Here is a 23,543-nt window from a genome sequence, read left to right as displayed (position 1 = left end):
ATGTTCTCTCTGCTCGGGGAGGGGACGGGGACATGGCACAGGCGCGCAGGGCTCTGCTCATCGGGGTCGGGGAGGCGCCCGACACCGTGGAGGTGCTGGAGCCTCTGGGGGAGACTGTCGGTGCTGATCTGCGGCTGCTTGAGGCGACGTTGCGGGCGTCGGGGTACGACGTCGAGGTGCTGGCTGACGCCGGGCGCAGTCGGATCAAGGTGACGATCGACCAGACGGCTCGTCAAGTTCCGGCCGGTGGAACGCTGTTGGTGTACTTCAGCGGGCACGGTGTACGGGTCGGGGGTGCCGACTATCTCGTTCCCGCCGATGCGATCGCCCCGGCGGACGGGGTGTGGAGCGAGGTGCATCTCGACTCGCTGGTGTCGGCCAACATCAGTCCCCTGCTGAAGGATTGTGCGGCCGAAACCGTTCTGTGGTTCGTCGACGCGTGCCGTAACGAGCTCGACGGTGATGCCTTCGCCAATCAGGCCGACAGCGGTCCTCCTCGGGGCGGGTTCGCCGTCATGGCCGGGTGTTCCGCCGGGGAGTTCAGCGGGTTCACCCCCGAAGGGAGCTTCTTCGCGCGGGGGTTGGCGGAGGCGTTCAGTCCCATGACGTCGGCTCGGACCGTCGAGGACGTGTTGGCCGCTGCTCGTGCCGCTACGGTCAAGGCCGCTCGGCGACACGGGGTGCGGCAGCGTCCTTGGTTCCGGTACGGGGTTCTTGAGGAGGAGCGGACCAAGAGGACGGAGGTCTGTGAAGGGCGCGCGCTACTGGAAGCCTGGCAGGAAGCCGTTCGGGGGACGTACCTGTGGGAGCACGTCGGTGCGGGTGAACGGGCCTCTCTCGTGGGGGTGTTGGAGGAGTTCGTCGAGGACTGTGCTCGGCGTGTGCATCTGGCTCAGGAGCGGTGGTCCGAGGTCGATCCGTGGGGGGACGACTCGTTTCCGGTACGGGTGTTGTGTGATCGGCTGCCCTCGCTGTTGCCGCCGGGTGTGTCCTTGTCCGTCGTTGAAGTCGTTGCTCTTATCGCCTCGCCGTTTCTGCATGAGGTGGCGTGGGCCGAGCGGTTGAGTCAGGCCGTTGAGGTGGATCCTTACGACGTTGCGCGGCGGGGTGGGAGTGCTCATCGGCTGCACTACGAGCAGATCGTCGAGCAACACGGGCGGGTTGCGCGAAAGTTGGTGGACTGTCGGGGGCGGGGGCGGGTCGAGGACGTTGCCGCGTTGACTATGTGGCTCGTTCATCGGTGGGTTGCGGATCTGTTCGAGACTGATGACGAGGTTGTGCCGGTCGCTGCCGTGTCGCTCGCTGGGCGGTTGGGGCTTGCGGAGGATCGGGCGCAGGATCTTGGGGAGTTGTTGGGGGTGGTGGCCTCGGGGGTGGGGTCCGATGAGGTGTTCGAAGCTTGGGGGGCGTCTCGGCAGGTTCTGTTGCCGGGGAAGGGGCATCAGGTGCTGCGGGTCGGGGAGTTGGGGGTGTTGTTGCGGCTTGCCGCTCTGTTGGCCGTGGATGTTCGGGTGTTGCCTGATGTGGTGGCGGATCATCTTGCTGTTTCCGATGCGGTGTTGCCTCAGCAAGTGGTGGGGGTTGCGCGGGAGTTGAGTTGGCATCGGGAGGGGGGCTCGTTGCATCTCGATGCGTTGTGTCCTCATCAGGCTGTGCATGCTGCGCTGGCCGAGGTTGTGGAGGAGGCTGATCGGGTTGCCGGGCGGGTTTTTCGGAGCGGGCTTCTGGTTGACGTGCCTGGGCGTGTTACCGACCGGGGTCTGCGGCCGTCTCGGGTGGGTGGGAGGGAGTCTTACGAGGTTCCTCTGCTGCGGTTTCATCTTGCGCAGACCGAGGTGCGGGATTTGTTGATGGGGGAGCAGCTTTATGGGGGTGAGCCTGAGTTGGCTCTTCGGGAGCTGTATCAGAATGCGATGGATGCTTGTCGCTATCGCGGGATGCGGTGGAAATATCTGGACAGTGTCGGGGCTCATCCTGCTGCGTGGAGTGGGCGGATCGTTTTTACGCAGGGGGAGGATGAGCGGGGGCGGTATGTGGAGTGTCGGGACAATGGGGTGGGGATGAGTGCGGAGCAGCTTAAGCAGACGTTCACTCGGGCGGGGAGTCGGTTCGAGAGGTCCACTTCGTTTCGGCGGGAGCAGTCGAAGTGGTTGCGGCATGATCCGGAGTTGCGGCTGTATCCCAATAGTCGGTTCGGGATTGGGGTGTTCAGTTACTTCATGCTTGCGGAAGAGATGAGCATTGTCACGCGGGTGGTGAGTGCGGAGGGGATTCCGGCTGACCGTGCGCTTCGGGTTGAGATTCCGAGTAGTGGGAGTTTGTTTCGGGTTCAGCGGCATGATGGGGGTGATGATGGGATGGCTGAGGGGGGTACTCGGGTTCGGTTGTATTTGCGGGATGAGGAGCGGCTTCGGGGGTTGTCGTGTGTGGGGGTGTTGCGGGATCTGGTGTGGGTGAGTGAGTTTCGGTTGGAGGCTCGGGATGGGGGTGGGCAGGAGCATGTTTGGGGGGCAGGGGTATTGGAGGCGGGGGTGCTTCCGGCGGTGGAGGCGGTTCCGGGGGCGTTGTGGTGGGTTGATGGGAGCGGGGCAATCCTGTGTGACGGGATTGCTACTAATCAGGGCCCGTTCGGGTATGTGGTCAATCTGAGTGGGGCACATGCCGGGAAACTCAGCGTGAGCCGGAAGGAGTTGCAGGGGTACGACAGGGGGTGGGTGGAGTCTCTGTGGCGGCTTGGTGCGAAGGCGCTGGCCTCCTCTTCAATTCCGTCGCTCCGGTGGACGTGGCAGGTGGACAAGCGGAGTCCTGCGCTGGCGCGGGTGTTGGACTCGGAGTGGCGAGGGAAGGGGGTGACGGTCGGGAGAGTGGAGGGCGAGTCAGCATCCTTGGACCAGGTGGGCTGGTTCTCCCAGGATGAGGCGTTGGTGAACAATCCGAAATCGACAGCGGGCCATGAGACGTACTTGCCCTGGCGTGCCAGAGTCTTCGAAATGTCACGGCAGGGTCAGGACATGGCGTTGCCGACCAGCCTTGTCGGCCATCCGGTTCCCCTTCCGGGCGACGCCGATCTCATTCAGCATGTTCCTTCCCGCTGGCATCACGTCCTGTATCAGTCTGCGGTACAGGAGACGAGCCCGGAAAAGGTGCAACGCCAGTTGCGGAAACTGCGTATCGCGCACCCTCTTTATGCTCCCCTGCCCAGTACTGGCAACACCGTGAGCCATGTTTCGGAGAACGCGACTTTTCTCAGGATCCTCGATCCAGGCACCGGGGCCTTGGATCAGGTGCCTGGCGGCGACGGAGTCTCCCATTGGGGTTCCCTCGTCCCACTCTCGGCTCGATCCTCCGTTCCCCTGGGGGAGTTGGTACGACAGCTCACCCCCTTCCAGCCGCTTCTCCCGTCCCCTCTGCCACAGGTCCCGGAACACCACCAGGACTACGTGTGTACGAACACCGACCTTCAGCGCCTCTTCCATCCCTCGCCCGACCGGAACTTCTGGAGCCTCCCCACCACGCCCCTGGACCTGAGAAAGGTCGCCGAGAACACGGGGGCGGGCATGCTGGACGCACTTCATATGCTCGCCGACTTCTCCTGGCTGGGCTGGACAGTTCCGTCAGAGGACGAGATACGTCCCTGGACCCTCCTCGACGAGGACGTCCAGGACGTGGTGAACGTCTTCGTCCGTGACGATCTGCTGCCGTGGGCGGCAACCGTGGACTACGCCGACACACTGGACACCGACCTCGCGACGGCCGAGGAGAAGCTCGCGCTGGTGGCCGAGAAACTCCGCCTGCGCTACGAACGCCGTTACCCACCCAACAACAAGGCGGGCGGCACCCGGCCCTCAGTAGATACGGCCAACCTGGTCAGACGCCTGGCGTTCCTCAACGTGGACCTGGAGGACGGGATGACCCTCGAATCCCTCTCCCCCGCCGTGCAAGGAAACTCCGACGCCGAGGCCCTGACTCTCGTCGTGGAGGATCTCCGAAAGGCAGGCGTCAGCATTCCGGACATCTCCCTCGTCCTCGACTGGGACAGCCTGCCACTCCACGACCGCTACATCCTGTCCGGCAAGGAGCCAGCCCTGTCGGAGGAGGACTATCCCGCCTACGAAGTGACATCCGCCGTTCTGTTCAATGCGGCGGAACACCTCAACGAACGGCTGCTGGACGTATGGACGACAGCGGCGGCGTACGGCGACCGCTACGGGTTCGCCGTACCCGAACTGCCCGAGTACCTGGGGGACTTCCGCCCCAACAAGGCCATGGTGCCCGCGCTGGTCGCCCACCTGGACAACCCAAACCAGACGCTCGGCACCCCGATCTGGAGCCCTCTACGTCCCCAGGATCTCGCGATCTACGCCCACCGCCGTGTCCTCGACCCGAGCACGGCGTACGAACAGCTCCTCATCCTGTGCGCGATCGGCGCCTCCGTACCCGAACTCACCCCCGAGGAGCTGGCCGCCCTCCCCACCCAAGTCCCCGACCAGCACGACCTCCTGGCCCTGGCCGACGCGCACCGGGTTTCCCCACCCGACTCCCCCTACACCCCCCTCGACCTCCTCAGCATCGCCGCCCGCCTAGGCGAACCCCTCCCCCGCACAGCCGCCCGCATCACCCCCTACCTCCCCCTCACCGAAACCCCCACCCCTCTCCCCCCAGTCCCCGACCTGATCCCCCTCTGGCAAGACCTAGCCATCCTCACCCCCCACCTCAACGGCCTCCTCCCCGCCCTAGAAGGCCAAGTCCCCCAAGCCCACATCACCCGAGCCGCCGAAGCCACCGACATGGACGAAGCCTGGGTCCGAACCCGCCTCTCCCTGTACGCCGACATGTTCGCCCTGACCCTGGACTGACCCCCCCCATGACGAACCACGTACACAGCACCCCCTACGCCGAAACCGACACCGGCCCGACCGCCCTCTCCTTCACCCACCACACCTCCCCCGACGGCGAAACCCTCACCCTCCAAGGCACCTGCCCCCGCTGCCAAGGCCCCACCACCTCCCACTACACCTACGGACTCCCCGGCACCGGCACCAAAGGCATCTTCACCCGCCGCACCCCACCCCCCACCCCCGAATCCGCCCTCCTCCAGGAGATCCACTATTGCGAGTGCGGCCACCCCCACCCCCAACTCCCCCCGGACGCCCCCTTCACCGGCTGCGGAGCAAGCTGGACGGTCACCAACCTCCAGGCAGGGAACCCCTGATGGCGAACCCCGTCGACAGACGCAACCGGCGTTGGGCCGAGTTGGCCCGCGAGCTGGAGTTCACCCAGCTCCCCGAACTCCGCCGCCAGGCAGAAGGCTGGCGCGCCGGGCTGACCGGCCTCACCGCGCTCCTCGCCATCCTCGTCACCCTCAAGGGCAGGGACGACCTCACCAAGACCCCCGACTGGTCCCGCTACACAGCCGGCGCCCTCATAGCCACCGCGTTCGTCCTCCTCCTCGCCGGATCGATCCTCGCCGTACGAGCCGCCCACGGCAGCCCCGACCACCGCATCCTCCTGGCCGGCCAGTCCCTCCGTACCTGGACGAGGACAGAGATCACCCGAGTCACCCGATATCTCCGGTACGCGGCAGCGTGTTGCTTGGCCGGAATCGCCCTGTCGGCGACCGCAGTGATCGTCGTATGGGCGACAACCGCGGAAGACCCCGCCCCCACCCACCTGATCCGGGTCACGACGACGACCGGCGAGCGGTGTGGCGAGATGCTGGGCGCAGGCCCGGACGGCGTACGTATCAAGCCGGGCGGCGGCAAGGAGACCTTGCTCCCCGCAGCGCAGGTGACCTCGGTGATGCCGGTCGCGAGCTGCACCTCGTAGGACCCCCCTACAGAAGGATTGCGTAGAAATCTCGGAGCCGATATCCGCCACCGGCTGAACACTCTCCGCCTCCGCCGCGTATCTGTGGGCCAAGGGTCAAGTCCCACGGAGGAACCGTGACCACCACGATCGCAGGCGGACGCGCCGCCCGCCGCCAGACGATGCGCCGCATCCGCCCGCGCCGATCCCCGGCCGTCCCTCTGCTGCTCGCCGTGTGGGCGGGTGCGGTGGGTGTGCTGTGGCTGTGGTGGGACAACACGCCGAACGTCGCGAACACCGACAGCATGATTCTCAACGCGGGCCGTATCACCGGCCTGTTGGCGGGATATCTGATGGCGCTGGTCGTGCTCCAGATGGCGCGGGTCCCCGTGCTGGAGCGCTGGGTCGGCTCCGACCGGGTCGCGCGATGGCACGCGATGAGCGGCCGGTACACGCTGTGCCTGACATTCGCGCACGTGTTCCTGATCGTGTGGGGCTACGCGCTCCAGGCGGGCAAGACGCTCGGCGACTTCGTCCAGCAGACGCTGGACCTCGTCAACCAGCTGCCGGACATGGGCAAAGCGGCGATCGGCACCGGCCTGCTGGTCCTGATCGGCGTGGTCTCGGTGGGCGGCGTGCGCAAGCGGATGCCGTACGACACCTGGTACCACATCCATCTGATGACGTACGCGGCCGTGTTCCTGACGTTCTGGCACCAGCTCACCACGGGCAACGAGTTCGTCGTCAACTCGACGGCGAAGACGGTCTGGTACGGCCTGTACGGCACCGTCACCGCGCTGGTGGTCTGGTACCGGGTGCTGACGCCGATCCGGCTGAACCTGCGCCACCGCATGTACGTCGAGGCGGTCGTCGAGGAGGCACCGGGCGTCGTGTCCGTGCTGATCGGCGGGCGCAAGCTGCACCGGATGGGCGCCGAGGCGGGCCAGTTCTTCCGCTGGCGGTTCCTCTCCCCCGGCATGCGGTTCAGCTCCCACCCGTACTCCCTGTCCGCCGCGCCGCGCCCCGGCATGCTGCGGATCACGGTGAAGGCGAACGGCGACCACAGCTCGGCCCTGCGCGGTCTCACACCCGGTACGAAGGTGTGGGCCGAGGGCCCGTACGGCGCGATGACCGCGTCGCGCCGCAGCCGGGGCAAGGTGCTGCTGGTGGCCGGCGGGGTCGGCATCACCCCGATGCGCGCCCTGTTCGAGACGCTGCCCGGCGCCCCCGGTGACCTGACCCTGCTCTACCGCGCCAACAGCACCCAGGACCTCGCCCTGTGGGACGAGTTGGCGAAGATCGCCGACGAGCGCGGCGCCCGCCTCATGTACGCCGTGAACAGCCCCGACGGCGAGCGTCCCGACATCTCCGCCGAGTCCCTGGAGCGGAAGATCCCGGACATCGCCGAGCACGACGTCTTCATGTGCGGTCCGGGCGGGTTCGCGCAGTCGGTGTACGAGTCGCTGCGCGGCGCCGGGGTCCCGGCCCGCCGTATCCACCACGAGTCGTTCGAGATGTAGCGCCGGCGCTCCCTCAGCGCCCCCAGACCTCTCCTTCCACGGATATTCAGGAGCCCAGAAACAGATGAGGAAGAGCCACCCGCTTCGGCGTGTCGTGCTGGCCAGTGCCGCCACCGTGTCCGGGATCGTGCTGCTGCTGACGCTCAAGCCGTCCTCCGACCCCGGTTCGTCCGCGCAGGCGTCCGGCTCGGGCGCGAAGGGGCAGGAGGCCGCCCAGGGCGGCGCCGGTGCGCCCGTCACGGGCACGGTCACCGGGGACGCCATCCAGACGCAGTACGGCAACGTCCAGGTCAAGCTGACGATCGACAACAACCGGATCACCAAGGCGGAGGCCGTCCAGGCGCCCACGGGCGGGACGAGCACGCAGAAAACCGCGGACGCGGTGCCCAAGCTCAACGCGGCCGTCGTCGCCAAGCAGTCGCCGGCCATCGACACGGTGTCGGGGGCGACGTACACGTCCGAGGGCTACAAGAAGTCGTTGCAGTCGGCCATCGACAAGGCCAACTCGGGCGGTGCGCAGGGCGGTTCCGGGAAGGGCGGCGGTCAGGCGCAGGCGTCCGGCTCGTTCACCGGTGACGTCGCTCAGACTCAGTACGGCGACGTCCAGGTGCGGATCACCGTCGCGGGCGGAAAGATCACCAAGTCCGAGGCCGTCAAGGCGCCCACGGGCGGGACGAGCACGCAGAAGACCGAGCAGTCCGTCCCCAAGCTCAACTCCGAGGTTCTGGCGAAGCAGTCGGCGGACGTCGACACGGTGTCGGGGGCGACCTCCACGTCGGAGGGGTACAAGAAGTCCCTCCAGTCGGCGATCGACAAGGCCAACGCCGGTTCCGCGCAGGGTGGTTCGCAGCAGGGCCAGCAGCAGGGCCAGGGGTCGGGCGGCGGTCAGGCGCAGGCGTCCAAGACGTTCACCGGGGACGCCGCGCAGACGCAGTACGGCGACGTCCAGGTGCGCGTCACCGTCGCCGGGGGCAAGGTCACCAAGGCCGAGGCCGTCAAGGCGCCCTCCGGCGGGACCAGCACGCAGAAGACCGAGCAGTCCGTCCCCAAGCTCAACTCCGAGGCGGTCGCCAAGCAGAGCGCGGACATCGACACGGTGTCGGGAGCGACGTACACGTCCGAGGGCTACAAGAAGTCGTTGCAATCGGCCCTCGACCAGGCCGGAGTCTGACCCGGTGACTCCCGAAGCTCCCGCCGCGGTACGTCACGTGGAAGAAGTCATGGGGACTGTCTTCTCCTTCGACGTCCGCGGCGGGGACCCCGTCCGGATCAGCGCGGCGCTGGAGGAGGCGGTGGCGTCCCTGCACCGGGTGGACGAGGTCTTCAGCACGTACCGCGAGGACAGCGAGATCTCACGGCTGGCGCGGGGCGAACTGGCCTTGTCCGGCTGCTCCCCCGAGGTGACGGAGATCCTCGAACTGGGCGCACAGGCCGAGGAGTTGAGCGGCGGCTGGTTCAGCATGCGCTACGAGGGCCGCCTGGACCCGACGGGGATAGTGAAGGGCTGGTCCACGGAAAGGGCGGCCCGCATGCTCGCGGAGGCGGGAGCGACGGGGGTGAGCGTCAACGGAGGCGGAGACGTACAGCTGTTGGGGACACCGGGCCCTGAACGCCCGTGGCGGGTAGGGGTGTCGGACCCGTTGCGCCCGGGAGGCTTGGCGGCGGTGGTATCAGCGGCAGGCGCACCGGAGTTGGCGGTGGCAACGTCGGGCACGGCGGAACGAGGCGCACACATAGTAGACCCCAAAACGGGCCACTCAGCGGTAACGGACCTAGTAGCGGTAACAGTTGTGGCCCCCACCCTCACCTGGGCGGACTCCTGGGCAACAGCGGCATTCGCGATGGGTTCGAGGGAGGCGCTGGCATGGCTGGAGGACCTGCCGGACGTAGAGGCTTTACTGATCACGGCAGGAGACGAGGTCAGATGCACGGGGGGCTTGGCAGCAAGATTGGGTTGATCTCTCAACTCAGGGCCGCTGAGGTGCTTTTGTTTTTAGGGGCGCGGGGAACTGCGCGACAAGCCACAGATCACCCGCACCCGGCACACCCCCGCAACCACCCCACTCAGTTGCCGTTCTGAGCCAACCGCAACAAGTGATCAGCGAGCGCCTGCCCCCCACTAGGCTCCCGACTGATCAACAGCAACGTGTCATCCCCGGCGATGGTCCCCAGAATGTCGTGCAACTCGGCCTGATCGATAGCGGAGGCCAAGAACTGCGCAGCCCCCGGCGGCGTACGCAACACCACCAGATTCGCGGAAGCCTCCGCAGAGATCAGCAACTCGGAGGACAGCCGCCGCATCCGCTCCTCTTTCGCGGACTCACCCAGCGGAGCACGCGGCGTACGGAACCCCCCCTCGCTGGGCACGGCATAGATCAAGTCCCCATCGGTATTGCGGATCTTGACCGCGTTCAGCTCATCGAGGTCACGCGACAACGTAGCCTGCGTAACACTCAACCCGTCATCGGACAGCAGCTTCGCCAGCTGGCTCTGCGACCGCACCGGCTCACGGTTGAGGATGTCCACGATCCTGCGATGACGCGCTGTACGCGTCTGGGGAACGGCCGGCCCAGCGGCAGCGTCACTCATCGTCGTCTCACTCCGGCTCAGTCCCCGTTCACGGCATCGAGGATGCCGGGCAACGCCCGGAGAAACGCGGCCACCTCGTCGTCGCCGAGATTCAGCGGCGGCATGAGCCGTACGACGTCGGCGGCGGGCGCGTTCACCAGGATCCCGGCCTCCTGGGCCGCCTGCTGCACCTGCGCGGCGTACGGCCCGGTGAGCACGATACCGAGGAGAAGGCCCGCGCCCCGGACATAATCGATCATCGGATGCCCGAGACCGTCGATCCCGTCCCGCAACTTCTCGCTCTGCGCCTTGACGTTCTCCAGCAACCCCTCGTTCTCGATGGTGTCGAGGACGGCGATCCCGGCGGCGCAGGCGACGGGGTTGCCGCCGAAGGTGGTCCCGTGCTGACCGGGTCCCAGGAACTCGGCGGCCCGCCCGAAGGCGACGGTCGCACCGAGCGGCAGCCCGCCACCGAGTCCCTTGGCCAGCGTGACCACATCGGGCAGCACGCCTTCGTGCGCCTGGTACTCGAACCAGTTCCCGGTACGCCCGATCCCGGTCTGCACCTCGTCCAGCACCAGCAGCGCACCGGTCGCGGCGGTGATGGCGCGCGCGGCCTTGAGGTACCCGGCGGGCGGCACGACGGCGCCGTTCTCGCCCTGCACGGGTTCGATGATGACGAGCGCGGTCTCGTCGGTGACGGCCGCCGCGAGGGCCTGCGCGTCGCCGTACGGGACGTGCGTGACGTCGCCCGGCAGCGGGTGGAACCCGTCCTGCTTGCCGGGCTGTCCGGTGAGCGCGAGGGCGCCCATGGTCCGCCCGTGGAAACCGCCGGTCGTGGCGACCATGTGCGTACGGCCGGTGAGGCGCCCGATCTTGAACGCGCCCTCGTTGGCCTCGGCGCCGGAGTTGCAGAAGAACACCTTGCCGTCGCGCCCGAACCGGGCGAGGAGCCGTTCGGCGAGGGCGACGGGGGGTTCGGAGACGAAGAGGTTGGAGACGTGGCCGAGGGACGCGATCTGCGTGCTGACGGCCTCGACGATCGCGGGGTGCGCGTGGCCGAGCGCGTTGACGGCGATGCCGCCGACGAAGTCGAGGTACTCGTTGCCGTCGGCGTCCCACACCTTGGCACCGGCGCCGCGCACGAGCGGGAGCCGGGGGGTGCCGTAGTTGTTCATGAGCGAGCCCTGCCAGCGGGCGGTCAGCTCCTGGTTGCCGGTCATGCCGTGTCCCCCTCCTGCTCGTCGTCGTCCTGCCCGTCGGGTACGACCATCGTGCCGATCCCGTCATTCGTGAAGATCTCCAGCAGGATGGAGTGCTGGACGCGGCCGTCGATGACGCGCGCGGTCTGCACGCCGCCGCGCACCGCGTGCAGGCAGCCCTCCATCTTGGGGACCATTCCGGCGCTCAACTCCGGGAGCAGCTTCTCCAGTTGGGAAGCGGTGAGGCGGCTGATCACCTCGTCGGAGTTGGGCCAGTCCTCGTAGAGTCCCTCGACGTCCGTGAGGACCATGAGGGTCTCGGCTCCCAGTGCCGCAGCGAGTGCCGCAGCAGCCGTATCAGCATTGACGTTGTAGACATGTCCGTCGTCCTGGCTGCGCGCGATCGACGAGACGACCGGGATCCGGCCGTCCGCGAGGAGCGCTTCGATGGCGCCGGTGTCGATCGCGGTGATCTCGCCGACGCGTCCGATGTCGACCAACTCGCCGTCGATCTCCGGCAGATGCTTGGTCGCGGTGATGGTGTGGGCGTCCTCGCCGGTCAACCCGACGGCGAGGGGCCCGTGTTGGTTGAGGAGGCCGACCAGCTCGCGCTGGACCTGCCCGGCGAGGACCATCCGTACGACGTCCATGGCCTCGTCGGTGGTGACGCGCAGGCCGGCCTTGAACTCGCTGACGATGCCGTGTTTCTCGAAGGCGGCGTTGATCTGCGGGCCGCCGCCGTGCACGACGACCGGCTTGAGTCCCGCGCGGTGGAGGAAGACGACGTCCTGGGCGAACGCGGCCTTCAGCGCCTCGTCGACCATGGCGTTGCCGCCGAACTTGATGACGACCGTCTTGCCGTTGTGCCGGGTGAGCCAGGGGAGCGCCTCGATGAGGATCTGCGCCTTGGGCAGGGCCTTGTGCTTGCGGGTTTCACTCATGACGAGTACGCGCTGTTCTCGTGGACGTAGTCGGCGGTGAGGTCGTTGGTCCAGATGGTCGCGGTCTCGGTGCCGGCGGAGAGGTCGGCGACGATGTGGACCTCGCGGTAGCGCATGTCGACCTTGTCGCGGTCCTCGCCGACGCCGCCGTTCTTGCAGACCCAGACGCCGTTGATGGCGACGTTCAACTCGTCGGCCTCGAAGGCGGCTTGGGTGGTGCCGATGGCGGACAGGACGCGGCCCCAGTTGGGGTCCTCGCCGTGGATGGCGCACTTGAGGAGGTTGTTACGGGCGATGGACCGGCCGACCTCGACGGCGTCGTCCTCGGTCGCCGCGTTGATGACCTCGATCTTGATGTCCTTGCTGGCGCCCTCGGCGTCTCGGATGAGCTGCTGCCCGAGGTCGTCGCAGACCTGGCGGACGGCTTCCGCGAACTCCGCGTACTCCGGCGTGACTTCGGAGGCGCCGGAAGCCAGCAGGAGGACGGTGTCGTTGGTCGACATGCAGCCGTCGGAGTCGACACGGTCGAAGGTGGTCCGCGTCGCATCGCGAAGTGCCTTGTCCAGCAGGTCACTTGAGAGGTCGGCGTCGGTGGTGACGACGACCAGCATGGTGGCGAGGCCCGGCGCGAGCATCCCCGCGCCCTTGGCCATGCCGCCGACGGTCCAGCCGTCCTTGGTGACGACGGACGTCTTGTGGACGGTGTCGGTGGTCTTGATGGCGATGGCGGCCTTCTCGCCGCCGTGCTCGGACAGTTGGGCGGCAGCCGCTTCAACTCCCGGCAGCAGCTTGTCCATCGGGAGCAGCACACCGATAAGTCCCGTGGAGCAGACGGCCACTTCGCCCGCGCCGACGTTCAGCACCTCGGCGACCTTCTCGGCGGTCGCGTGCGTGTCCTGGAACCCCTTCGGTCCCGTACACGCGTTGGCGCCCCCGGAGTTGAGGACCACGGCCGCCAACTGGCCGGTCTTGAGGACCTGTTCGGACCACAGCACCGGCGCGGCCTTCACGCGGTTGGAGGTGAAGACACCGGCGGCGGCCCGGCGCGGCCCGGTGTTGACCACGAGGGCCAGGTCCGGATTGCCGCTCTCCTTGATCCCGGCGGTGATGCCCGCCGCCGTGAATCCCTTTGCTGCCGTCACGCTCACGGTGCGACTCCGATCGTGGAAAGACCCAGCTCCTCGGGGAAACCGAGGGCGATGTTCATGCTCTGTACGGCACCGCCGGCGGTGCCCTTGGTGAGGTTGTCGATGGCGCTGATCGCGATGATCCGGCCCACGGCCTCGTCGAAGGCGACCTGGATCTGTACGGCGTTGGAACCCTGGACGGACGCCGTCGCGGGCCACTGCCCCTCGGGCAGCAGGTGGACGAACGGCTCGTCGGCGAGGGCCTTCTCGTACGCGGCACGGACGGTCTCGGCGGTGACGCCGGGCTTGGCCTGTGCGCTGCACGTGGCGAGGATGCCCCGGGACATCGGCGCGAGGGTCGGCGTGAACGAGACGGTGACCGGCTCGCCCGCCGCCGCGCTGAGGTTCTGGATCATCTCGGGGGTGTGGCGGTGGCCGCCGCCGACGCCGTACGGGGACATGGAGCCCATGACCTCGCTGCCGAGGAGGTTGGCCTTGAGCGCCTTGCCCGCGCCGGAGGTGCCGGAGGCGGCGACGATGATCGCCTGGTTCTCGGCGAGGCCGGCCGCGTACGCCGGGAACAGGGCCAGGGAGACGGCCGTGGGGTAGCAGCCGGGGACCGCGATGCGCTGGGACCCCTCCAACGCGGCGCGGCCACCCGGGAGTTCGGGGAGGCCGTACGGCCAGGTGCCGGCGTGCGGGGAGCCGTAGAACTTCTCCCAGTCACCGGCCTCCTTCAGCCGGAAGTCGGCGCCCATGTCGACGACCAGGACATCCGGGCCGAGCTGCTCGGCGACGGCGGCGGACTGGCCGTGCGGCAGCGCGAGGAAGACGACGTCGTGCCCGGCGAGCGTCTCGGGCGTGGTCTCGGCGAGAATCCGGTCGGCCAGCGGCAGCAGGTGCGGCTGGAGCGATCCGAGGCGCTGGCCCGCGTTGGAGTTCCCGGTCAGCGTGCCGATCTCGACCTCGGGGTGCGCGAGGAGCAGGCGCAGCACCTCACCGCCCGCGTACCCGCTCGCTCCGGCGACTGCCGCACGTACCACCATGGACTCCTCCTCCTGAATGGCATGACTATACGTCTCGCTGCACGTTTATGCAATCGATTGCATACGTCGACGCACGGCGGCCGGGGGAAGTCCTCCCCCGGGCCCGGAGCGGGAAAACCGTGGCGTACCTCTCGTGGGTGGGGCTCAGGACGCCATGACCAGGTCCTCGTGGGGTTCGGCGCGCGCCTGGGTGCGCCGTCGTCTGGCGCGCGCGGTCCACGCCGCGAGCAGCAGGGTGCCGGTCAGCGCAACGCCCCCGACACCGAGTCCCAGGCGTAGGCCCGGTGTGTGGAACGTGCAGGTCAGGGTGGACGAGGTGGGGTTCAGGGGGGCCGCGATCAGGCCGTGGAAGTCCTGTGCCGGTACGGCCGGGGCGTCGCCGATCGCGCAGCGCCAGCCTGCGATGCGGGGGGCCGCGATCACCGCGAGACCCCGGCTGCCCTGTGGGAGTTCGGCTCGGATCGTGCCGTCGTCGACGGTCACCTTCGTCGCGCCGGTCGCCCGGAGGTGGTCCGCTGCGGCGTGCAGTCTGCCCGTGTCGAGGCAGCCGATCGAGCCCTGGCCCGGCATACGGCTCACCCTGTTCGGGGCGAGGGTGATGCGGACCTCGCCCGAGGGCGGGACCTGGCCCAGTCTCGCCATCGCCGCGATCTTCTTGCGCAGGTCCGAGCGGGACCTGCCGGTGAGGTCGCTGCCCTCCAGGCGGGCGGTGCCCGCGTAGCGCGGCGCGTAGAGGTACGCCTCGCTGCCCGCCGGGCACCGCGCGGTGAGGCTCGTGCCGCGCAGGGTGACCCTCGGCACGGTATAGACCGTCGTCCCCAGCAGCAGCTCCTGGTTGCGGTACGGCGACGTACCGAACTCCGGCCGTACGGTCCTCGGCCGTACCGTCACCAGCGGCGGTACGTCCTGCCTGGTCACCGTCTCGCCGGTGCCGTCCTGCGGGAACCAGTCCTGGTGCGGGTCCGGCGGGGAGTGCACGCGCGCGCCGACGGAGAAGACCGTGTCGGTGACGGCGTTGTCGAGGCTCTGAAGACTGCGCCCGCCGGAGGTCCAGCCGTCGCCGAGGGCGGTGAGGGTGCGGTACAGGACGTCGGACGTGTGGCTGCTGTAGTACTGGGCGCCCTGCCCGCCGACCATCAACGGATCGTTCCCGACGGTCTGTTCGCGACCGGGGTCGGTGCGGTAGCCGGGCCAGCCGTCCGCCGATGCGACGGCCTCGGCCTGCGCGGTCTGGCGGGCGCCCCAGGGGGCGTAGTTGTCGAAGTGGGCGAGCCGGAGCCGGGTGGTGACGGCGGAGGTACCGGTGGCTTCGCCGAGTTGGAGGGTGAGGAGGAGGGCGATGGCGAGGGTGGCGGGGAGGGGGCGGGGGAATCTCTTGCGGGGCTTCAGTGCGGGCGTGGCTGCCACGGCTTCGCCGGGCGCGGCGGCTCTGGCGAGGGCGGCTGCTTCGGTCAGTACCGCAGCTTCGGTGGGCGCGACTGCGGCTGCGGCGGCTGCCACAGCTTCGCCGGGCGCAGCGGCTCCGGCGAGGGTGACCGCTCCGGTCGGTGCCTCAGCTTCGGTGGGCGCGACTGCGAGTGCGGCGACTTCGGTCGGTGCTGCGGCTGCGGCTGCGGCTGCGGCTGCGGCTGCGGCTGCGGTGTGATCATCGGCTTCTTTACGGCCGCCCGCACCCCTTTCCTCCTCCTTATCGCCGCCCGCGTCTCCTTCCCTTTCCTTACGACCACCCGCGCCCCCGTCCTCCCCCGCAGCCCTCCCAAACAGCCACAACCCCACCAGCACCCCCACCGCCACCACCCCCGCGATCGGCAGCACGAACGGCCGGACCAAGTGGCTTCCGCTCGCCACCGCCCCCATCACCACGAAGATCCCACCCGCCATCCCCAGCGCCCGCACCCCCGGCACCCCGTACGACACCCCGTACCAAGCCGCCAGCACCAGGAACCCGCACAGCACGAACGCCTCCCGGTACCCCGAGCCCTGCGGTGTCGTGAAGCCGTGCCAGGCCAGTTGTGTCGGTTCCCACTGCATCGACGCGAACATGAGGGCGATCAGGCCGGACCAGGCCCACCGCACCCGGGACGGCACCGCGCGGTGGAACGGCAGGGCGAGCGCGAGCAGCAGTGCGGTCGTACCGACGTACAGGCTCGGCGTGGCGAAGCCGTACGTCGTCGGCATCAGGCGGGCGAGGACGTCCTCCGTGTCGGAGGGGACGAAGCCGCTGAAGTGACCCGGCGAGGCGTGCTTGCTGCCGAAGTAGACGACGGTGACGAGGGGCGCCGCGAGGCCGATGCCGAGGGCGACCGTGAGGGCGGCGCGGCCCAGCGTGGCGAGGGTCTCGCGGCGCGGCGGGGCGAGGAGGACCAGCCGTACGGCCAGGACCAGCGCCGCGCCGAGCGTCGCCATGTACGCCGTGTAGAAGTTCGCGGTCCACGCGAGCGCCACGACCAGGACCCCCACGACGTACCGGCGCCCGGCGAGCAGCCACTCCCCCACCAGGCACAGCACCGGCAGCGCGATCAGCCCGTCGAGCCACATGAGGTTGTACGACGCGTCGGCGAGGCTCCAGCCGCACAGCGCGTACGAGACGCCGAGCAGGACGGCGGCCCAGCGCGGGCCGGGCCGGAGCCGGAGGAGGAGCCAGGTCATGGCCGCCGCCGCGCACGCCGTCTTCAGCACGGTGATGACGTACACCGCGAGGTCGATCTCGTCGCGCGGGAACACGCCGACGAGGAGCGCGAAGGGGCTGCTGACGTACGTCGCGAAGTCGGGCAGGAAGCTCGCGCCGAAGCCGGACTGCCAGTTCATGACCAGGCCGCCGTCGGCACGGCCGTGCAGGAGGTCCCAGAGGTGCGCGTGGTACGGCAGGTACTGGTTGCCGAGGTCGTTGACGTTGCGCGTGCGCGGGCCGAACGGGAAGCTGCGGGCGATCGCGTCGGCCGCGCAGAAGACGGCGAGCGTGAGGAGCGCGGCGATGCCTGCGACGGTGCGGCGGGTACGGGTGGTCGTTTCCACGCAGGCTCAGAGTCGGGCGGGGGTCCGGGGGTTGTCGGGGTTCCGGAAGGTTCACCGGGTTGTCGACGGCTGTTCCCCTTGATTGCGGGTTGTCGGCCGCCGTCGCCCTTGGCTAGGGTCACCCTCATGAACACCGGATCGGCGCGCAGGCGCCACTCACGGATCGGCTACCCGGTGGCCGACTGATCCTCGGGCGGGGTCGAGCCCCGCCGCACGCTCGGAGACGACGACGCGTTCCGCAGTTTCCGTTCCGAGCGAAGAGGTCGACCACTTCATGCCCGCTTCTTTCAACCACACGATCATCGTGTCCAAGGACCGCCAGGAGTCCTCCCGGTTCTTCCGTGAACTCCTCGAAGTCGACGAGGCCCCGTCCTGGGGTCCGTTCGCGAACATCCTGCTCGCCGACGGCACACTGCTCCAGTTCGCGGAGCCGCCGGTCGAGATCCAGATGCAGCATTACGCGTTCCTCGTGGACGACGAGCTGTTCGACCGTGCGTACCAGCGGCTGTGCGAGGCCGGTATCACGCACTGGGCCGACCCGCAGATGACCCGCCCCGGTGAGACGAACACCGAGCACGACGGCCGTGGCGTGTACTTCAAGGACCCGTCGGGCCACGCGATCGAGCTGCTCACGAGGCCGTACCTGTAAACCCGTCCGACCTGCGAGGATGACCGGCGTGAACATAGCGAACACGCCGGTCACCGGGCTCGGCCTCACCGGTTTCACCGAGGTCGAGTCCGGCCTGTGGCAGGACGGGGCGGGGCTGCTCCTGTCCGTGCACTTCTTTCCTCTCGTCCCCGATCTCCCGGCGCCCCTGAGCGACCCCGCGCGTCTGCGTGCCGGTGCCGCGCAGGTGGTCGCCGGGAGCGGGGGCGGGCTCATCGAGGCCGAGTCGGGGGCGGTCGACGGGGTGCCGGCGGTGTGGCAGCTCGTGAAGATGCCGCTGGGGTCGCGGCCGGGTCAGGCGTTCCTGGCGTCGTGGACCGTGCCGAGGGACCGGTGCAGCGTCGTGGTCAAGGCGCAGGCCGCCGAGGGGGCGATGACCGGGATGCGGGAGGCGATGATCCTGGCGGAGGTGGGGCCCGAGGAGTACTTCCGGCCGCATCCGTACGGGGCTCAGGGCGGACTCCCGTACCACGTGGGCGACTTGGAGCAGTGGGACGCGCGCTTCCCGGACCATCCGCTGACGCGGGTACGGGAGGTGTTGCGGCGGGTGACGCCTACGGTGACGCTGGACGAGGAGTTCAAGGGGTTGCCGGGGTTCGGGGAGGAGCGCAGGCGGGGTTGGTTCCGGCGCAGGAGCGCGTAGGCCCCGGGGCCCTTCGAACTCCGCGCCCCTCAAGGCTCAGCACCTCTTCGGCTCCGTGCCGCTCAAGGCTCAGCGCCCCTTCAACTCCGCCCCCTTTCAGACCCCGCGTTCCTTCTTCGCCGCATACGCCCGCGCCGCCCTGACCCGGTTTCCGCACTTCGTCGAGCACCACCGCCGCGCCCCGTGCGACCGCAGGAACCAGCGCGCGCACCCCTGCGCCGCGCACTCCGTGAGCTGATCCGCGTCGGGACCGGTGAGGAGGTCGACGGTGTCCTCGGCGAGGAGCGCGAGGGAGGCTGCGGCCGGGTTGCCGGTGTCGGGGTCGGTCGTGCGGCGGGGCCCCGCTGCGGGCCAGGTGAGGCGGGGCGTCGAAGGGGCGGCGGCGAGCGCGGAGTTGAGGGCAGCGAGGCCGGTCTCGGGGGGCGGCGTCCGTGCGGCGTACGCCGTGAACGCGTCCCGGACCGCGTCCCGTACGCCGAGCAGCCTGCCGAACTGCCTCCCGTTCAGGGCGATACGGTCGGGCAGCAGGGCGTGCCGCACGAGCCACAGGTGCGCGGCGTCGGGGTCGGCGAGCAGGTCGACCGGGCCGTGGGTGAGCGCGTACCGCGTGTTGACCAGGGCCAGCGACACGTACCGCTCCTCGCCGGGCACGGGCGTCTGATGCAGATGGACAGGCACGGCTCTCATGCTAACCGGCAGGGTTCTCCGTGAGGAAGAGTTACCATCCTCACGGGGGACGAACTCCGAAACCGTGAGAGGTGGCCGACCGTGAGCTTCGACGTGGACGTGGTGCGCGAGGACTTCCCGATCCTGCGCCGGACCCTGGACTCGGGCGCCCCGCTGGTCTATCTGGACTCGGGCGCGACGACCCAGAAGCCGCTGCAAGTCCTGGACGCGGAACGGGAGTTCTACCTGACCCGCAACGCCGCCCCGCATCGCGGCGCGCACCAGCTCTCGGTGGAGGCGACGGAGGGGTACGAGGACGCGCGGCACACGGTCGCGGCGTTCATCGGCGCCGAGGACGACGAGATCGTGTTCACGAAGAACACCACCGAGGGCATCAACCTGGTCGCGTACGCGCTCGGCAACGCCGGCCGCCTCGGTCCGGGCGACCGGATCGTCGTCACGGAGATGGAGCACCACGCGAACCTGGTCCCCTGGCAGCAGCTCGCCCAGTGGACGGGCGCCACGCTGGACTGGTTCGGCCTCACGGACGACGGCCGCCTCGACCTGAGCCGCGTCGACGAACTCCTCGACGAGCGCACGAAGGTCCTCGCGCTGACCCACCAGTCGAACGTCCTCGGCACGATCAACCCGGTCCGCGAACTCGCCGACCGCGCACACCGGTTCGGCACGCTGGTCGTCGTGGACGGCGCCCAGTCGGTCCCCCACCGCCCGGTCGACGTACGGGAGTTGGGCGCGGACTTCCTCGCCTTCTCGGGCCACAAGATGCTCGCGCCGAACGGCATCGGCGTCCTGTGGGGCCGTGGTCAACTCCTCGCGGAACTCCCGCCGTTCCTCACCGGCGGCTCGATGATCGAGATCGTCGAGATGGACCGCTCGACGTTCCTGCCGCCGCCGCAGCGCTTCGAGGCGGGCGTGCCGATGACGTCCCAGGCGGTCGCGCTCGCGGCGGCCATCGACTACCTCACGGCCCTGGACATGCGCGAAGTCGCCGCGCACGAGGACCAGTTGACGGCGTACGCGCTCCAGGAACTCCAGCAGGTCGACGGCGTACGGATCATCGGCCCCACCGACCTCGCCGACCGGGGCGCGACGCTCTCCTTCACCGTGGAGGGCGTCCACCCGCACGACGTCGGCCAGATCCTCGACGAGCGCGGGGTCGCCGTACGCGTCGGGCACCACTGCGCGCGGCCGATCGTGAAGCGGTACGGGATCCCGGCGACGACGCGGGCGAGCTTCTACGTGTACAACACGGCGGCGGAGGTCGACGCGCTGGTGGAGGGCGTGCGGGCGGCGCAGAAGTACTTCGGCGTCTGAGGAGATCCCGACACGGGGAAACGCGCTTGCGCTGGAGCGCGCTCCAACTCCTACGGTCTGACTCATGACGAACAACGAGACGGACAAGAACGAGAGCACCACCCGCGAGGAGCGTTTCGCCCACGGCCTCGAAGTCCTGCGCGCGGTCGACGGCGAGGCCGGCCAGCGGGTCATCGACTCGCTGGCCGACATCAACCCCGAGTTGGGGCACCAGATCGTCGCCTGGGGCTTCGGCGAGATCTACTCCCGCCCCGAACTGGAGCCCCGCGACCGCCAGTTGGTGACGCTCGGGATGCTCACCGCGCTCGGCGGCTGCGAGCCCCAGCTGGAGGTGCACATCAACGCCGCCCTGAACGTCGGCCTCACGCCGACGCAGATCACGGAGGCGCTGATGCACGCGGCCGGGTACTGCGGTTTCCCGAAGTCCCTCAACGCGACGTTCGTCGCGAAGAAGGTCTTCACGGAGCGGGGGATCCTGCCGGCTACCTCTGCTTGATCCGCAGGAACGTCACCGAGTTCGCCGGGAAGGTGTACGTGAACTTCCTGGCGATCCCGTCGACGGTGGACGTCACGGGCGCGACCGGCGTGGCCGTCTCCGTGTTCACCGCGTCGGCGGCAGCGGCCAGCGTGGTGACGTGGGCCCTAGACGCGACCCGGGACGTGCCGAGGTCGATCGCCGTACGGGCGTCCGTGGCCTGCGCGTTGACGACCTTGACGATCAGCTCGCCGGTCCTCGCGTCGCGCGTGACGACCTGGCGGAACGGCTCGGCCGGCTTGTCGTCGGCGAAGCTGCCCCACTCCTTGCCGTCGATGGAGAGGGTGACCTGGCGGCCCCGGACCTTGACGTCGACGTCGTAGGCGCGGCCGGTCTCGACGCTGCCCGGCTTCGAGATCAGCGTCGACTTGCCGCCGTCCACGGCCTGTTCGACGGCGGTCTGGGTGTTGTTCCAGCCGCCGATGTTGAACCAGTAGAAGTTCCCGGTGTCCTTGACGCCGAACGCGACCAGGAACCCTTCTTTTCCTGCCTTCTTGGTGGCCTTCACATGCAGGTCGTAGTCGTGCCAGCTCGGGTCGCCCGCGCTGACGAGGGTGTTCTCGGCGGCCGTGTCCGTCTGGACGTAACTCCCGTCCTGGACGCTCCAGTTCCCGGCGCCCGACGGGGTCCACTTCGAGGCGTCGCCGGAGAAGTCGTCGCTCAGCAGGGTCGTGCCGTCGGCGCCGGTGACCTTGACGTCGTCGTACGCGGCGCTCGTCGCCCACGTCGAGAGGCCGACCGCGCCCGTGATCGGGCCCTGGAGGGACGGGGTGTTGGTGGCCGTCGAGGGGATGACGCGGTCACCGACGTTGGTCATGAAGAGCTTCTGAACCTCGTAGTTGGCGGAGTTCCAGGAGGCGTGGTTGTTGAACCAGATCAGGTCGGGGCGCCACTGGACGTAGTCCTCGTTCGCGAACAGCGGTGCGTACGAGGCGAGTTTGACGACGTCCGCGTTGCGCTCCAGGCCCGTCATGAACGCGGCCTCACTGAGGCCGTTCTTGAACGCGTTGCCCCAGGAGGCGTATTCGCCGAGGAAGACCTTCGGGCCGCTGCGGTCGTACGTGTCGTAGCGGTCGTTGTTCTGGAGGAACCACTCGGGGCTGTTGTAGTAGTGCTCGTCGACCATGTCGACCTTGGCGTCCTTGTTGAGCTGCCAGGCCGTGTCGAAGGTCGAACCCGAGTCGTCCGGGCCGGAGTTGGAGATCACCGTCATGTACGGGTACTTGGCCGCGATGGCCGCCCGGAACTGCTTGAAGCGGTCGAAGAACTCGACGGGGAGGTTCTCCTCGTTGCCGACCTCGATGTGTGTGAGGTGGAACGGCTTCGGGTGGCCCATCTGCGCGCGGAGTTTGCCCCACTTGGAGGTGACGGGTCCGTTCGCGAACTCGATGAGATCCAGGGTGTCCTGGATGTGCCGCTGGAGGAGCGCGGGGTCGTCGATGACCTGGTTCTGGCCGCAGCCGGTCACCAGCGCCGGGACGACGGGCAGCGGCATCGCGCCGATGTCCTCGGAGAAGCGGAAGTACTCGTAGTAGCCGAGGCCGTAACTCTGGTTGTAGCCCCAGACGTTGGAGTTGGTGGCGCGGGTCTCGACCGGGCCGACCGTGTCCTTCCACTGGTACGAGCGGGCGCGCTGCCAGCCGGACGCCGCGCTGTAGTCCTGCATGGAACCGGTGTTGACCAGGCAGCCGCCGGGGAAGCGGACGAAGCCGGGCTTCAGGGCGGCGACCTTCTCGGCCAAGTCCTTGCGCAGGCCGTTGGGTTGACCCTTGTAGGTGTCGCGGGGGAACAGCGAGACCATGTCCAGCGCGGCGGCCCCGGTGGAGGCGACGGTCAGGCGGCCGGCGCTGCTCGTGCGGGTCGCCGTCAGCGTCACCTTGTACTGCCGCCAGCCGCCCGCCCGTACGGCGACCTCGCGCGCCGTCGCCAGGGTGCCGTCCGCGTCCTGGAGGGTGACCGTCAGCGCGGTGCCGGACTCGGCGCGGGCCCAGACCGAGAAGTCGTACTTCTCGCCCTGGTCGACATGGATCCCGGTGTTGTAGCCGGAGTTCGTGACCGCCGAACCGGCGCCCAGGGCAAGGTAGTTGCGGTTGCGGTCGTTGAGGCGGCCCGCGTCGTCCACGACGTTCGCCGAGCCGGTGACCGTCCACGCCGTCAGCGGGGTGTACGAGCGGTTGTCGACCGTCGAGTACTCGAAGGAGCGGTTCTGGACGAGTTCGGCGTACAGGCCGCCGTCCGCGGCCCTGTTGATGTCCTCGAAGAAGACGCCGTACATCGTGTCGTCGATCTTCGCGCCCTTCGCGGCGGGGTCGACGGTGATCGCGTAGTCGGTGGGGGCGGCGTGCGCGGTGGCGGGCAGGGCGGCCGTGGCCAGCAGGAGGGCGGTGGCGCCGAGACCTAGTCTCAGGCGGGTGCGTGACATGGGGGCTCCGCGGCTCGATGTGCGAAATATCGGACGATGGTCAGCACTTCG

General features: G+C 68.8%; 18 protein-coding genes. 10 read left to right on the top strand and 8 right to left on the bottom strand.

Annotation, left to right across the window (positions count from 1 at the left end):
• Positions 1–32 precede the first annotated feature (32 nt).
• The 6 genes from J8M50_RS49130 to J8M50_RS16320 all read left to right on the top strand — a co-directional run bounded on the left by J8M50_RS49130 (position 33) and on the right by J8M50_RS16320 (position 9,283).
• Entirely contained in the window at positions 33–4,856 is a 4,824-nt protein-coding gene (locus tag J8M50_RS49130) for an HD domain-containing protein (RefSeq protein ID WP_010350229.1), read from the top strand.
• An 8-nt stretch (positions 4,857–4,864) separates the two neighbouring features.
• Complete coding sequence (locus J8M50_RS16340) at positions 4,865–5,212, top strand: hypothetical protein (protein ID WP_010350230.1); 348 nt, start codon at positions 4,865–4,867, stop codon at positions 5,210–5,212.
• Entirely contained in the window at positions 5,212–5,826 is a 615-nt protein-coding gene (locus J8M50_RS16335) for a hypothetical protein (protein WP_010350231.1), read from the top strand. The genes J8M50_RS16340 and J8M50_RS16335 overlap by 1 nt, the downstream gene beginning before the upstream one ends.
• Before the next feature lie 116 nt (positions 5,827–5,942).
• Entirely contained in the window at positions 5,943–7,325 is a 1,383-nt protein-coding gene (locus J8M50_RS16330) for a ferredoxin reductase family protein (RefSeq protein ID WP_010350232.1), read from the top strand.
• Positions 7,326–7,389: 64 nt separating this feature from the next.
• Positions 7,390–8,496: an FMN-binding protein gene (locus J8M50_RS16325; protein WP_059045713.1), complete on the top strand. Its 1,107-nt coding sequence runs from the start codon at positions 7,390–7,392 to the stop codon at positions 8,494–8,496.
• A gap of 49 nt (positions 8,497–8,545) precedes the next feature.
• The gene (locus J8M50_RS16320; protein ID WP_040835225.1) at positions 8,546–9,283 is read left to right on the top strand and encodes an FAD:protein FMN transferase; all 738 of its coding nucleotides are present in this window, start codon (positions 8,546–8,548) and stop codon (positions 9,281–9,283) included.
• A 106-nt stretch (positions 9,284–9,389) separates the two neighbouring features.
• On the opposite strand, the gene J8M50_RS16315 is transcribed toward J8M50_RS16320, so the two are convergent.
• The 6 genes from J8M50_RS16315 to J8M50_RS16290 form a co-directional block, all read right to left on the bottom strand.
• Positions 9,390–9,914, bottom strand: a complete 525-nt coding sequence (locus tag J8M50_RS16315; RefSeq protein WP_010350234.1) for an arginine repressor — start codon at positions 9,912–9,914, stop codon at positions 9,390–9,392.
• A 17-nt stretch (positions 9,915–9,931) separates the two neighbouring features.
• A complete protein-coding gene (locus J8M50_RS16310) occupies positions 9,932–11,116 on the bottom strand; it encodes an acetylornithine transaminase (RefSeq protein ID WP_010350235.1) in 1,185 nt (394 codons plus the stop codon).
• Positions 11,113–12,036, bottom strand: coding sequence for an acetylglutamate kinase (gene argB, locus J8M50_RS16305; RefSeq protein ID WP_010350236.1), 924 nt, complete (start codon positions 12,034–12,036; stop codon positions 11,113–11,115). The genes J8M50_RS16310 and argB overlap by 4 nt, the downstream gene beginning before the upstream one ends.
• Positions 12,033–13,184: a bifunctional glutamate N-acetyltransferase/amino-acid acetyltransferase ArgJ gene (argJ, locus tag J8M50_RS16300; protein ID WP_010350237.1), complete on the bottom strand. Its 1,152-nt coding sequence runs from the start codon at positions 13,182–13,184 to the stop codon at positions 12,033–12,035. The genes argB and argJ overlap by 4 nt, the downstream gene beginning before the upstream one ends.
• Complete coding sequence (gene argC, locus J8M50_RS16295; RefSeq protein ID WP_010350238.1) at positions 13,181–14,209, bottom strand: N-acetyl-gamma-glutamyl-phosphate reductase; 1,029 nt, start codon at positions 14,207–14,209, stop codon at positions 13,181–13,183. Before argC ends, argJ begins: the two co-directional genes overlap by 4 nt.
• Positions 14,210–14,353: 144 nt before the next feature.
• Entirely contained in the window at positions 14,354–17,224 is a 2,871-nt protein-coding gene (locus tag J8M50_RS16290; RefSeq protein ID WP_010350239.1) for a YfhO family protein, read from the bottom strand.
• 274 nt (positions 17,225–17,498) lie between these two features.
• Here J8M50_RS16290 and J8M50_RS16285 point away from each other — a divergent pair, with 274 nt between their 5' ends.
• Together J8M50_RS16285 and J8M50_RS16280 are read left to right on the top strand one after the other, a co-directional pair.
• The gene (locus J8M50_RS16285) at positions 17,499–17,873 is read left to right on the top strand and encodes a VOC family protein (protein ID WP_010350241.1); all 375 of its coding nucleotides are present in this window, start codon (positions 17,499–17,501) and stop codon (positions 17,871–17,873) included.
• A 28-nt stretch (positions 17,874–17,901) separates the two neighbouring features.
• Complete coding sequence (locus J8M50_RS16280; RefSeq protein ID WP_010350243.1) at positions 17,902–18,534, top strand: hypothetical protein; 633 nt, start codon at positions 17,902–17,904, stop codon at positions 18,532–18,534.
• Positions 18,535–18,630: 96 nt separating this feature from the next.
• Here J8M50_RS16280 and J8M50_RS16275 read toward each other — a convergent pair whose 3' ends face one another.
• Positions 18,631–19,221 (bottom strand): CGNR zinc finger domain-containing protein, encoded by a 591-nt coding sequence (locus J8M50_RS16275; RefSeq protein ID WP_040835196.1) that lies wholly within the window; start codon positions 19,219–19,221, stop codon positions 18,631–18,633.
• 81 nt (positions 19,222–19,302) lie between these two features.
• Between J8M50_RS16275 and J8M50_RS16270 the strand changes: the two genes are divergently transcribed.
• Both J8M50_RS16270 and J8M50_RS16265 read left to right on the top strand, forming a co-directional pair.
• Positions 19,303–20,535: a cysteine desulfurase gene (locus tag J8M50_RS16270; protein WP_010350245.1), complete on the top strand. Its 1,233-nt coding sequence runs from the start codon at positions 19,303–19,305 to the stop codon at positions 20,533–20,535.
• 64 nt (positions 20,536–20,599) lie between these two features.
• A complete protein-coding gene (locus J8M50_RS16265) occupies positions 20,600–21,031 on the top strand; it encodes a carboxymuconolactone decarboxylase family protein (RefSeq protein WP_010350246.1) in 432 nt (143 codons plus the stop codon).
• On the opposite strand, the gene J8M50_RS16260 is transcribed toward J8M50_RS16265, so the two are convergent.
• Positions 21,018–23,492 carry an alpha-L-arabinofuranosidase family protein gene (locus J8M50_RS16260; RefSeq protein WP_010350247.1) on the bottom strand — a complete coding sequence of 825 codons (2,475 nt, stop codon included), beginning with the start codon at positions 23,490–23,492 and terminating at the stop codon, positions 21,018–21,020. The two genes, J8M50_RS16265 and J8M50_RS16260, sit on opposite strands and share 14 nt — an antisense overlap.
• Between the last annotated feature and the right edge of the window lie 51 nt (positions 23,493–23,543).

Origin of the sequence: Streptomyces acidiscabies (genome assembly GCF_020010905.1) — a bacterium.
In the GTDB taxonomy this organism is placed as follows: domain Bacteria; phylum Actinomycetota; class Actinomycetes; order Streptomycetales; family Streptomycetaceae; genus Streptomyces; species Streptomyces acidiscabies.
This window is presented reverse-complemented; position numbering and strand designations above follow the sequence as displayed.